The 12,791-nt window shown below is 32.2% G+C and carries 15 protein-coding genes and 1 tRNA gene; 7 read left to right on the top strand and 9 right to left on the bottom strand.

From position 1 onward, the window contains the following. Positions 1 to 239: 239 nt before the first annotated feature. Entirely contained in the window at positions 240 to 680 is a 441-nt protein-coding gene (locus KI430_RS03265) for a hypothetical protein (protein ID WP_248876849.1), read from the top strand. A 166-nt stretch (positions 681 to 846) separates the two neighbouring features. On the opposite strand, the gene KI430_RS03270 is transcribed toward KI430_RS03265, so the two are convergent. The 7 genes from KI430_RS03270 to KI430_RS03300 form a co-directional block, all read right to left on the bottom strand. Then, positions 847 to 2,064, bottom strand: coding sequence for a tyrosine-type recombinase/integrase (locus KI430_RS03270; protein ID WP_248876850.1), 1,218 nt, complete (start codon positions 2,062 to 2,064; stop codon positions 847 to 849). A gap of 179 nt (positions 2,065 to 2,243) precedes the next feature. After that, positions 2,244 to 2,317: transfer RNA gene (locus tag KI430_RS03275), tRNA-Ile, on the bottom strand. Positions 2,318 to 2,379: 62 nt separating this feature from the next. Further along, positions 2,380 to 2,778, bottom strand: a complete 399-nt coding sequence (gene mce, locus KI430_RS03280) for a methylmalonyl-CoA epimerase (protein ID WP_248876851.1) — start codon at positions 2,776 to 2,778, stop codon at positions 2,380 to 2,382. Between the two features lie 256 nt (positions 2,779 to 3,034). Further along, positions 3,035 to 3,796 (bottom strand): triose-phosphate isomerase, encoded by a 762-nt coding sequence (gene tpiA / locus KI430_RS03285; protein ID WP_248876852.1) that lies wholly within the window; start codon positions 3,794 to 3,796, stop codon positions 3,035 to 3,037. 7 nt (positions 3,797 to 3,803) lie between these two features. Beyond that, entirely contained in the window at positions 3,804 to 4,154 is a 351-nt protein-coding gene (locus KI430_RS03290) for a TerB family tellurite resistance protein (protein WP_120214217.1), read from the bottom strand. Between the two features lie 8 nt (positions 4,155 to 4,162). Continuing rightward, positions 4,163 to 5,239, bottom strand: coding sequence for a BT_3928 family protein (locus KI430_RS03295; protein WP_248876853.1), 1,077 nt, complete (start codon positions 5,237 to 5,239; stop codon positions 4,163 to 4,165). 14 nt (positions 5,240 to 5,253) lie between these two features. Further along, complete coding sequence (locus KI430_RS03300; RefSeq protein ID WP_248876854.1) at positions 5,254 to 5,790, bottom strand: DUF1599 domain-containing protein; 537 nt, start codon at positions 5,788 to 5,790, stop codon at positions 5,254 to 5,256. A gap of 99 nt (positions 5,791 to 5,889) precedes the next feature. On the opposite strand from KI430_RS03300, the gene KI430_RS03305 reads away from it, so the two are divergent. Then, complete coding sequence (locus tag KI430_RS03305) at positions 5,890 to 6,957, top strand: DUF2891 domain-containing protein (RefSeq protein WP_248876855.1); 1,068 nt, start codon at positions 5,890 to 5,892, stop codon at positions 6,955 to 6,957. Between the two features lie 156 nt (positions 6,958 to 7,113). After that, positions 7,114 to 7,941: a dihydropteroate synthase gene (folP, locus tag KI430_RS03310; protein WP_248876856.1), complete on the top strand. Its 828-nt coding sequence runs from the start codon at positions 7,114 to 7,116 to the stop codon at positions 7,939 to 7,941. Positions 7,942 to 8,248: 307 nt separating this feature from the next. On the opposite strand, the gene KI430_RS03315 is transcribed toward folP, so the two are convergent. After that, on the bottom strand, positions 8,249 to 8,872 hold the full coding sequence (locus tag KI430_RS03315) for a hypothetical protein (protein ID WP_248876857.1): 624 nt from the start codon (positions 8,870 to 8,872) through the stop codon (positions 8,249 to 8,251). A gap of 130 nt (positions 8,873 to 9,002) precedes the next feature. Here KI430_RS03315 and KI430_RS03320 point away from each other — a divergent pair, with 130 nt between their 5' ends. From KI430_RS03320 to rplI, 4 genes are all read left to right on the top strand, one after another. Further along, on the top strand, positions 9,003 to 10,640 hold the full coding sequence (locus KI430_RS03320; RefSeq protein WP_248876858.1) for a GEVED domain-containing protein: 1,638 nt from the start codon (positions 9,003 to 9,005) through the stop codon (positions 10,638 to 10,640). A 125-nt stretch (positions 10,641 to 10,765) separates the two neighbouring features. After that, positions 10,766 to 11,107, top strand: a complete 342-nt coding sequence (rpsF, locus tag KI430_RS03325) for a 30S ribosomal protein S6 (RefSeq protein WP_248876859.1) — start codon at positions 10,766 to 10,768, stop codon at positions 11,105 to 11,107. A gap of 25 nt (positions 11,108 to 11,132) precedes the next feature. Further along, a complete protein-coding gene (gene rpsR / locus KI430_RS03330; protein ID WP_027382072.1) occupies positions 11,133 to 11,435 on the top strand; it encodes a 30S ribosomal protein S18 in 303 nt (100 codons plus the stop codon). 161 nt (positions 11,436 to 11,596) lie between these two features. Then, the gene (gene rplI, locus KI430_RS03335) at positions 11,597 to 12,112 is read left to right on the top strand and encodes a 50S ribosomal protein L9 (protein ID WP_248876860.1); all 516 of its coding nucleotides are present in this window, start codon (positions 11,597 to 11,599) and stop codon (positions 12,110 to 12,112) included. A 61-nt stretch (positions 12,113 to 12,173) separates the two neighbouring features. Here rplI and KI430_RS03340 read toward each other — a convergent pair whose 3' ends face one another. Then, complete coding sequence (locus KI430_RS03340) at positions 12,174 to 12,722, bottom strand: thioredoxin family protein (RefSeq protein WP_248876861.1); 549 nt, start codon at positions 12,720 to 12,722, stop codon at positions 12,174 to 12,176. Positions 12,723 to 12,791: the final 69 nt, after the last annotated feature.

Raw genomic sequence — 12,791 nt, forward strand, 5'->3', positions numbered from 1 at the left:
AATCCAATATATGTTTGAAAGATATATCAGAAATTATGGTTACATAGACAAGAATTATTATATAGAAAATATTCAATATCTAGAAATTTTAAGCTATTTAAAATTTTCAATACAAAAGAGATTAAATTGAATTTTACATAAGTTACTTAAAACTACCCATACAAAAACCAAATTGTTTGATTGAATTAATCCTACCAAGACATAAATAATATCTAACACATAAATAATAACCAAAAATCATGAGAAAACAATTTACAAACAAGATATTACTAATGCTTTTTGCATTAATAACAATTTCGTGCGAAAATAATGACACTTCAAATTCAACCTCAGTAAATATTACGGGAAAATGGATTTTAGCTTCTTATAGAATCTCAAACTTTGAAAATACTGGAACTACAGTTGATGATTGGGAATCCACAATTCCCAGACCAACATTTGAATTTAAAAACAACAATAGTGTTGTAGATAACCTAATTAATGGTAAGTTACGTGAAATGACATACGAAATAAAAGGTAATAGTATTTTATTTCAAAAATCAATAGCTTACGAAACACACAATTCTTTTACATATAAAATTACTGGGTCAAGATTGGAACTGAAGAGAGAAGACAGACATACATTACAAAATGGAAATTTATTTGTAGAATCAACAGAAGTAATTTTAATAAAGCAATAAAACTATCACCTCGATAATATCGAATCGTTGCAATTATGCGACGATTTTTTTTATTTTTTTGGAAACTCATTAAAATATATGAATACACTAACTATATGATTTGTTCCCCCTACCATAAGATGGTATTTTGCTGATTCCCCCTGCCCAACTGCCACAAGGATAATTTTCACCATGCATCGCTTAACTTCCTAGCTGTATCTTCACTCGCATACTTCACATACCCTTGGAAAACACTAAAGTCTTCGTGACCTGTAATCTGCATAATTTCAAGTGGGTCTAGCCCCTTCTTCAAACATTCTATTATAAAAAATCTTCTACCATAATGAAATGTGATCCATTGATACAACGGTTTTTTGATAGCTTCTATATCACCCTTATAATTTTTCTGGTTAATTAGTGTTACCTTATTTACCTCAGCTTTTATTAGAATCTTTGTAAGGTGCTTATTGATAGTTTGATTAGTAAAACTTTTGCCAACCCCATAAAGATTATGAAATTCTTTAATGTACAATATAGCCCTATCTGACATAGGTATAATTTCAGGTGTATTTTTCTTTATATTTCTAAAATGATATTTCCCGTCAATTATTTGTTCATAATTAATCAATGAAACGTCTGAATATCGAAGACCTGTTAAACAGCTGATACAGAACAATCTTCGACTTATGTCCAAATTAATATCATTGGACAAATCAACATTTAATACTTTATCGAAATCTTCCTCCCTAAAATCTACAAATTGACCCTTCTCATGCTCCCTTGTTAACATCTCAAAAATTCTATTTTTATGATAATGTCTATCATAGGTAAATTTTAAGAAAGCTTTCATATTCTTGATCTGCTTTGATCTTGTATTAGACTTCTGCTTACAATCTATTTTTAAATAGTTAATAAAACCATCAAAGAAACTTAAATCCAAATCATCAAATGATAAATCGCTTCTTTGCGTAGTACTTGAAAAGGATTTAAGATGATTTCTAAGCGTAGTGTATGCTTTTATTGTACCTTCTTTAAAGCTGCTTCTTTTTAATTCTATGAATTTTTCAAGAGTTTTATCAACTGTAAGATCATTTTCAGAGTTTTCAAATTTGCCTGTTAGAAAAGATTTTATCTCTCTAAAAAATCTCTCACTATTGGATTTATCAAATTCTACAAAATTTTTTGTATACAATGAAAGTATTTTAGACTCAATTGTATTAAGTATCTTATTTAAATTAAATGAATTTGCCATACTTGGCTTTGCTCGCATATTGTTTCTATTCCAGTGCTTACAACCAATTTTTTGTTGTGTGGAATATTTGGCTCTCTTTCCATTGAGACTGATAGCAACCAAAATCAGTGATTCTGAAGCTTTTGGTTCTTTTAAATAGAAATTAATTTTCATAATAGTACTATTTGGTGACACTTTATTTTACTGCGTGGACACTTATAGGGACATAATGTTATGAATATAACTGAACAAACCTAAAATTAAATATACAAAAAAATCCTTGCATTACTAATGAATACAAGGATTTTATGTTCAGCTATGTTTAGTCAATTTTAACTAAGTTTAGCTTTATGTGGTCCCACCTGGGCTCGAACCAGGGACCACCTGATTATGAGTCAGGTGCTCTAACCAACTGAGCTATAGGACCTCGAAATTTGGTTAAATTTTGTGTGTGCAAAAATAACAAAATTTCTTTATCTACCAAACCTTTTAAGGTTTTTCTTGACACAATTCTACCAATACTCCATTAGTTGATTTAGGATGTAAAAAGACAACTAATTTATTATCAGCACCTTCTTTGGGTTCTTCTGAGATGAAAATAAATCCTTCTTTTTTTAGTCTCTCAATCTCATTATGGATATTTTCTACTCCAAATGCAATATGATGGATTCCTTCTCCTTTTTTCTCTAGAAATTTTGTTATTGGACTTTCTGGATTTGTAGCTTCCAAAAGTTCGATTTTACTTTCTCCAAGTTCGTAGAATGATGTTGTCACACCCTCTCTTTCTACCGATTCCTGTTTGTAATTTGGTTTTCCTAAAAGTCGGGCAAACAGATCATCAGAATCTGATAGAGATTTGACTGCGATACCGAGATGTTCTATTTTCATTTTGTGATTTTATTTTAGAAAAGGAAAGATATGGATAAAGTTCAATTGTTGACAAAATTGGTTTGGATGACAAAATCCATAGCCCCGATTGCAACGACATCCTTTTTTGTTTTTGTTCCTCAGTTCGATTGAATGACAAATCTTCTAAAAACAAAAAAGATATAGTGGAAAGCGGGATTAAGCTCCTTAAAAAAAATTGTCAAATCGAAAAAACTTTGGTTACACCAGTTCTTCGATTTGACAAAATGTTATTTTATTAAGAATTGAATCCTTCGATAATCTTGGAAAAATCTTCGATTTTAAGTGCTGCACCGCCAATCAAACCGCCATCAACATCTGGCTGAGAGAAGATTTCTTTAGCGTTGTCCGGCTTCACACTTCCTCCGTAAAGGATAGAAACTTCGTCAGCAACTTCTTTTCCGTATTTGTCAGCAATCAGACTTCTGATGTAAGCGTGAACTTCCTGTGCCTGCTCTGCAGTCGCTGTTTCGCCGGTTCCGATAGCCCAAACTGGTTCGTAAGCAATGACTACTTTTTTGATTTCCTCAGCGGAAAGTGTGAAAAGAGCAGTTTCTGTTTGGTTTTTTACAACTTCGAAATGCCTTCCTGCTTTTCTTTCTTCTAATTTTTCGCCATTGCAATAGATTGGCGTCAAACCTTTGTCCAAAAGTGCTTTTACTTTTCTGTTGGCATGGCTGTCGGTTTCTCCGTGGAAAGTTCTTCTCTCAGAATGCGAAACCAGACTTCCGTCTGCATCAACAGAAGTCAACATATCAACAGAAATTTCGCCCGTGTAAGCGCCACTTGCATACTCAGAAACGTCCTGAGCAAAAACGCCTACTTCCCCATTTTTGAAAACTTCTTTCGCAGTTGTAAGATACAAAGCTGGTGGAGCAATGTAAACCTCACAGTTGGTCGTGTTATTTTTTTTGTATTCCAAGAGCTGAGCCATCAATTCTTGCGCTTCAGCATAAGATTTGTTCATTTTCCAGTTTCCTGCAACAATGTTCTTTCTCATTATATTTTTAATTTAAGTTCCAAATGTTTTTTAATAATGTGTAGAATTGATGTTCTTCATCACTTACTTCATTATCAGCTTTAATCAGTGATTTTGCAAACTGAATAAAGTCTTTTCTTTCCGCTTCTGTAGAATCGTCTTCAAAACATTTTGCGTGAAATTCAAAATGGTCTTTCCACTGGTCGGAAGTGAGTTGTGCAATGATTTCCAATTCGTCATCCAAATTGAGACGGAACGGAAATTCTTCCGCCATATATTCCTGAACTTTAAGACCTTCTTCCGGTTTGATAATGCCATCCACAGCGGACAAAATCATTAATAAATGATAGCCTGCGATAGGTTTATTTGATTTTCTCATTATATAATTTAATCTTGATTTAAATAATCTTTTGCTCCTAATTTTTCCACTATTTTTCCTTTTTCCAAAATCAATATAAAAGGATTACTTCTCGCGATGGTTTTGATTGCGATTTCGTCCATTAGATAATTTGGGATTTGTTTATAGAAATTAGGCTGTGTGCTGATTCCGTAGACTTTTGCTTTTTCAGTCAAAGCTTTAGTTTCTGTTTTTTTAACCAACTCGGAATCTGCTTCTTTTGGTTTGTAGGTAAACACTAAAACAATTCTTGGTTCCTTCAGGATTTCGTCTGTAATTGGATTTCCATTGGCATCTTCGACTTTGAATTTCGAAATCTCAGACTCGTAACCTTTTTTAGCGATTTCAGAAGTTGTTTTTCCGTCTTCGATTTGCCAGCTGGTATCTTTCCAATATTCTTTGTTGATGTATTCGTCCTGATCTACTTTTTTAACCTCGTTGGTTTTAGAATTTTTAAGTGAATAAAAAGTCTTATATTCAGAAGGATTTTGTGCTATCTTTTGTTTCTCATCCGCTAAATCAGTTCCAATAGAATAAGCTCTGAAATCTATCATCGGCTCGTGAGCAATTCCTCTGTACATCACGAAAATCATGATCAAAACAAAAACACCTAGCAATGGTAATTTTCCAAATCTTACCTTTTCATCTTCTTCTCTTTTTCTATAAAGAAAAGCTAATACGATTAATAAAACCAAAAGTGTAATATCTTTCCAGAATGATTGCCAAGGCGTGAATTTCAGTGCATCTCCGAAACATCCACAATCTGTTACAACATTATAATAAGCTGAATAAAACGTAAGAAAACCAAAGAAAACGCAAAGTCCGATCAGTGCATAAAGCGTTTCTTTAAGCTTGATTTTCATCAATAACATAAATCCTAAAACCAACTCCAGAACAACAACAATGATTGAAAATGCCAAAGCATATTTTTCCAAAAACGGTAAATTGAAAACAATTGGAGAGAAATACTCTTCCAGCTTGAAAGAGAATCCTTTTAAGTCAACTGCTTTTACAAATCCGGAAGCGATGAATATAAGTGCAACAATGTAGCGTAAAACTGCTTTCATAATTTTTTTCGGTATTAATTTTTAAATTTAATCAGACAAAAAACTGCATAATTCAGCATATCAAAATAGTTGGCATCCAAACCTTCGGAAACCAAAGTCTTTCCTTGATTATCTTCTATCTGCTTAGTTCGCAAAACTTTTTGATAAATCAAATCTGTAATGGACGAAATTCTCATATCTCTCCAAGCTTCGCCATAATCGTGATTTTTGCGTTCCATCAATTCTTTTGCTTTTTGAGCGTAAGAATCATAAAGATTAATGATTTCTTCTGGATTAGCATTTAGTTCATCAGAAAAACCTTTCTCCAACTGAATCAATCCAATAATAGAATAATTGATAATCGCAATGAATTCGTCTTCCTCGCTTTCATCCACCATTTTCACATCCGTCATTTGCAACGTTCTGATTCTGCTTACTTTGATGTAGATTTGGTCTGTAATAGAACTTGGACGAAGGACGCGCCAAGCGGTTCCATAATCTTTCATTTTCTTTTGAAAAAGGTCTCTGCAAGCCTTGATAACGTCGTCAAACTGGGCGGATGTATTGTGCATAAATCTGTCTAATTGGTCAAAGATACAAATTTAGTTGTTTTTAATTTTTGATTGCCAACCAGAAAAATTATCTATTTTTATGATTCTAAAATTTTTTTTATGCGATTTGCCGTTTCTTTTTTTCTGATATCTTCTGTTTTTATCAATGCTCAACAGAAATTGGAACTGACAATAGAAATGGCCAATAAGCTTGCATCCATGCCTTTGAAATGCATCGATCAAGAATATCCGAATAAGACTGCACACGTCATCAATGCTGAAAAAGATGCGATTTTGACGCCAAAACAATTGCATCCTAGTTTTTATGGTTGTTTTGATTGGCACAGTTCTGTCCATGGACATTGGATGTTGATAAGATTATTGAGAACAATGCAGGATTTGGAAAATAAAGATAAAATTATTTCTATTCTTGATGACTCTTTTTCACCTGAAAAAATCAAAGAAGAAGCGTCTTATTTTACCAAATATCAGGTGGCGCAGAATTTCGAGAGAACTTATGGCTGGGCTTGGATTTTGAAATTGGACGAAGAATTAGCAAGATGGAATCATCCAAAAGCCAAAGTCTGGCATCAAAATTTAAAACCTTTGACAGATGAAATTCTAAGACTTTGGAAAGCCTATTTACCCAAACAAACCTACCCCAACAGAACTGGTGTTCATCCGAATACCGCATTTGCAATGAGTTTTGCAATCGATTGGGCAAGAGAAGTTGGAGATCAATCATTCGAGAAAGAATTATCTGAAAAAGCTAAAATTTTCTACTTAAATAACACTAAAACGCCAGCTTATCTGGAACCTGATGGAAGTGATTTCTTTTCACCAAGTCTGGAAATTGCAGAGTTGATGAGCAGAATTTTGCCTCAAAAGGAATTTGAAAAATGGCTTAATCAGTTTTATGAAAAAAGAAGTTTGGAAAATATTGAACAAATTCCTATTATAAGTGATGTTAATGACTATCAAACAGTTCATCTTGTGGGACTATCATTTTCGAAGGCTTGGGCAATGAAAAACATTATCAATGCCTTACCAGAAAAGAATTCCATCAGAAAGCAATTTGAGATGACTCGGGAAAAATTTATTGAAAACTCATTACCAATTATTTTTAAAGGCAATTATGGTGGTGACCATTGGTTAGCGAGTTTTGCGGTTTACGCAATGACGAATTAAAAATATAATTAATTTTTAAACCACATAAACACATAGAAATTTATAGATATGTAATTTAAAAAAGATAAGTAGAATTAAAACTATTTTATCTTAGATTCAAGTAATAACCATGTTTCTATGTGGTTTAAATAAAGTATCAATATTTCAAATTTTAAAATGGAATTTTCTATTACCAATTCTAATCAATCAAGATTTTTCTCAATTAATTGTAACGGCAGATTAATTGATTTGTCAAAACCAAAACTAATGGGGATTTTGAATCTGACTCCAGATTCTTTTTCTGATGGTGGAAAATTCAACAACGAAAAATCAGCATTACAACAAGTCGAAATTTTACTGAAAAATGGAGCAGCAATTATCGACATTGGCGCACAATCAACACGTCCCAATGCGGAATTTTTGAAGGCTAATGAAGAAATCAGAAGAATCGGAAATATCATTTCAATAATCAAAAAAGAGTTTCCGGAAAGTTTAATTTCTCTAGATACATTTTATTCTGATGTGGTAAAATTTGGATATGATGAAGGAATTGATATTGTAAATGATATTTCTGCAGGACAATTTGATTCTGAGCTTTTGGATACAGTTGCAAAAACTGGTTTACCTTATATATTGATGCATATTAATCCGACTTATGATTCGATGCACGATAAAATCATATTCGATGATATTATTTTATCAATCAATCGATTTTTCTCAGAAAAGGTAAATCTTTTAAGACAAAAAGGAATCAAAGATATTATTCTTGATCCCGGTTTTGGCTTCGGTAAAACTGTTGAAGACCAATATCAAATGATTAATGAATTTGAATATATTGGATTTGGAAAATTGCCAATTCTTGCTGGGATTTCAAAGAAATCATTCATCTATAAACCGCTGGGAAAACAACCGAACGAAGTTGAAAAGGAAACATTAGATTTACATCATAAGTTATTAGGAAAAGGAGCAAATATTATTCGGCTTCATAGACCTGAAAATCTGTAACTCAGAATATAAATTAAATCATTTTCTGAAAATCCTTAAATATTTGTTTAGAAATTTTTATTATATTATTATCTTTCCTGTTAAAAAATATTTAACAAATTAAAAAAAAGCTACCAATGGAAGCTGATAATTAATCTATTTATCCAAAATTAGCTTACTCTTGATCAACTAAAACTAAATATTTGGAAATTTATTAGATAGTTTTTAACTAACCTTTTTGCATAAAATCGAATGCTCATACTAAAGTCATAACATAAAAACCAATGCTTCATGTAAATAAGCATTGGTTTTCATTTACTAAAGTTCTCTAATATCTAGTACGATTAGCTACCTTATAATAGACAAGACATTTTAAACTAGAATAATCACCACACATAGTTGTATCAAAATCAAAATAAATACCAATTGGCTTCATAGCCGGGTTCATGCTTACGTACTCATCTATTGAAGAAAGAATCTTATATAATGCATAAGAACTTCCTACAGGAGAAACATTATTCCCAGGATATAATTCTTGAGCGTCATAATTTTCCGAACGATATATATTGAGATTGGACATAGAATCATACTGTAAAACACTGCTATCACCTAAAACCTGACTAGCTACATAAAACTTTTTAAAATTATCTAATCCATTATAATATTTTGTATTTAAATAATCTGTACAGCTTTTAATAATAGCTGCAAAAAACCAAGGACGGGGATTAGCAGATGGTGTCAAGCTATAATAGGTTTCAAAATTTATTGTAGGATAATTACTAGGATTACCATAATTAACTAAAGATGAAGTTGGGGTAGGAACAATACATAGAGGATCAGTAGAATTTTTTGCAAATGCATTTGTTGGTTTTTCATCAATAATCATATTTTCTCTCTCGCTACTGCAAGAAAAAGTGATAAATAAATAAAGTAAAAAAGTTAATTTCTTCATGATAAATTTGTTTTTATTATATAATGAGGCAAATATAAAAAATATTAATTAATTAATATTTTTTTTGATTAAAACTTGTCTATTTAAAATTAATTTAACTAAATTTGATAAAATTAAAAAATATTACATTATGAAAAAAACTCTATTTTCTTTATTTGCAACGGTAGCATTATTTTCTACCAATGTGGTAAAAGCCCAAACGGTAATCTTTGAAGATAGCTTTGAATCTTATACTGATTTTGCTATTGCAAATGTTGGCAGTTGGACTCTAACTGATGTTGATCTTAAAACTACTTATGGTTTTCAGGGTGTTACGTTTCCAAATTCCGGTGTAGCAAAATCTTTTCAAGTATTTAATTCTACAGCTACAACTCCCGTATTAACACCATCTGCTACTTCTAATTGGACGGCTAGAACAGGCAGTAAGGCAATGGTTAGTTTTGGAGCAGATTCTTCACCTTGGTCCAATGACTGGTTGATTTCACCACAGGTACAATTATTAACTGGACAAGGAGCGTCATTAAGTTTTTGGGGTAAAGGTTGTGATGCTACTTATGGAGCAGAAAAATTTAAAGTTTTGATTTCAACTACAGGAACCGCTGTTTCTGATTTTACTGCAATTTCGGCACTTACAACTACTCCATCAGATGCTGCTTGGCATGAATACACATATAATTTAAATGCATATGCAGGGCAACAAATCTATGTAGCAATCCAATGTACTTCTGATGACCAATTTGGATTTGCGGTTGATGATTTTAAAATCGTTAGTGCAGCACTACCAACAACAGCACCTAGTTGTTCAACATTAACATCTCCTGCTAATGGAGCAACAAATCTTACTTATCTATCACAAACATTATCGTGGTCTGCTCCAACAACAGGGACTGCTGATTCTTATGATGTATATTTGGATAAGAATTCTGACCCAACTACATTGGTTGGTAATATAGCCGGAACTAGCTATACTGCTACTAACCTTGACGGCTCTTCAACTTATTATTGGAAAGTAGTTCCTAAAAATACTATAGGATCTGCAACCGGATGTACAGTTTATTCATTTACAACTATGGCACCAACCTATTGTACTGCAGGTGCGACATCTACAAGCTGGGAAAAAATCAGCAATGTAACATTTGCCAATATCAATAACAACTCAACAGCTACTGCAGGTTATGAGGATTTTACTGCGGTTACAGGTAATGTAGAGGCAGGGTCAACTTACACCTTTACAGCATCATTCACTGGAACTTCTTATGACGCAGATCAAGTAACTGTTTGGATAGATTTGAATAATGATAAGGACTTCAATGATGTTGGAGAACAAGTTTTAGTAACTCCAATAAAAAAATCTCCTTGGACAGGTTCTATCACTATTCCCGCAAGTGCTACTATTGGCACAACTCGTATGAGAGTTAGATTGAACGATACAAGTTCTTCTACTTCTAATACTACTCCTTGTGGAACTGCAACATTTGGACAAGTAGAAGATTATACATTAAACATTGGACAATTAGCTGTTAATGACGTTTCTAAAAACGGTATCAAAGCTTATCCAAACCCAGTAAAAGATATCTTCACTATTGAAGCTCAAGGAAAAATCAAATCTGTTAAAGTATTTGATGTAACTGGTAAGCAATTATTAACTAAAGATTTAAATGAAGCGACATCTAAAATTGATTTCACTAAATTTAATTCTGGAGTTTATGTTGTAACAACTACGATGGAAGATGGCTCTACTTCTTCTACAAAAGTGATCAAGAAATAATTAATTTTTCTATAATCAATTTAATCCCGCTAATATTTAGCGGGATTTTTTATATTAATTAGTTGTAGTTTAGAAAAAAGTTGTACTTTTGCAACTCGAATTTTTAATTAAAATTAATTAACATTATGAACAATTACGAAACTGTTTTCATTTTAACTCCCGTTCTATCTGATGCTCAGGTGGAGGAAGCAGTGAAAAAATTTGAAGATCTATTGACTTCAAACAATTGCGAAATCGTTGCCAAAGAAAATTGGGGACTTAAAAAATTGGCTTATCCAATCCAATTGAAAAAGAATGGGTTTTATACTCTAATCGAATTCAAAGGGGAAGGAACTGTAGTTGCTGATCTAGAAACTGCTTACAAACGTGATGAGAGAGTTATCCGTTATTTAACGACTAAACTTGACAAACACGCTGTAGAATATGCAGTAACAAGAAGAAGCAAAGTAAAATCTGCTAAAGCTTAATTATTAATCTTTAAAATTTAAAACAATGGCAATAGACGATATGGCAAAACAAGCCTCTGCTGGAGGTGAATCAGAAGTGAAGTTTCTTACTCCACTTGATATCAATACAAAATCTGAAAAGAAATATTGTAGATTCAAAAAATTTGGAATTAAGCACGTAGATTATAAAGATGCAGATTTCCTTTTACAATTCGTAAACGAGCAAGGTAAAATTTTACCTAGAAGATACACAGGAACTTCTCTTAAATATCAAAGAAAAGTATCTGCGGCTATCAAAAGAGCAAGACATTTAGCTCTTATGCCTTACGTAGCGGATCTTTTGAAATAAGACAAAATTAATAAAAGAAGTAGGCTCGCCTGCTTCTTTTGTTGCTGAATAATAATTTAATTCTAACTGTTTTAGATATTAGATATTAGATCTCAGATATTAGATTTTCTAACTTCTTATTTCTAACCTCTAACTTCTAGAATCTAAACAAGACAACAACAATGGAAATTATCCTAAAACAAGACGTAGAGAACTTAGGACTTGAGTTCGATACAGTAAATGTAAAACCAGGTTACGCTCGTAACTTTTTATTACCTCAAGGTTTTGCTCTTTTGGCAACTCCTAAAAACAAAGCGGCTTTAGAAGCTACTTTGGAAGCTAGAAAAGAAGAAGAAGCTAAATTGATCGCTACTGCTAACGCTGTTGTAGACCAATTGAAGAAAACTTCTGTTACTATTCCTGCAAAAGTAGGTGCTGGTGATAAATTATTTGGTTCTATCAACAATGCTGATCTTGCTGCTGCATTAGAAAAAGCAGGTGTAAGCGTTGATAAAAAATACATCAAAATCCCTGGAAATACAATTAAGAGAACAGGTAAATTCTCTGCAGTTGTAAGACTTCATAGAAATGTAGAATACAGCTATGAGTTTGATATCGTTTCTGATGCTCCAGTAGAAGCTCCAAAACCAAAGGCTGCTCCTGCTAAGGTAGAAGAAACTCCTGCTGAAGAAGCTTAATTGAATTAATTTTCAAAACATAAAAAACCATTCTAAAATTTAGAATGGTTTTTCTTTTTAATTATGATTTCTTGGATTTCCAACTATTAAAGAAATCTTTTACTTTCTCAAGACTATAACCACTTCCCTCTTCTAAAATCGAACTATCTTGAGTATGAATCAGTTTACCATTTTCATCTAAGACCATAAAAACAGGATAACCATATTTTGCACCAGGATTATCATACTTAGAAAATATTTTTTCGTTTTTATTTTCAGGTGACCAGTTCAAATGATAATAAACATAATTATCATCAACAATTTGCTTTAATTCCGGTGTTTGCTGTACATAATTATTGAATCTTAAACACCAGATACACCAGTTACCTCCTGCTTGTATAATGACATTCTTATGTTCTTTTTTAGCTAATTTCACAGCATTCTGGATGTCTGCTTCAGCATTAGCTTCAGGATGATATGGTTTAGGTAGTTTTGCTTTTTCTTCAGCCGCAGCTTTCTTTTTAACATCTATTTGCTCTTGAGTTAAAGGAGACTCTTTTGTTTGCGCATTGGAAAGAGAAAATAAAAGTAAACCTCCAACAAACAACAAACTCTTAACAGATTTTCTCATTATTATTGATAATTGATTTTAATTAAACATCAAAGTTAAGCAAAAATTCAGCCATTTTTCAGTATATTT

This window comes from Epilithonimonas zeae (assembly GCF_023278365.1).
In the GTDB taxonomy this organism is placed as follows: Bacteria; Bacteroidota; Bacteroidia; order Flavobacteriales; family Weeksellaceae; genus Epilithonimonas; species Epilithonimonas zeae_A.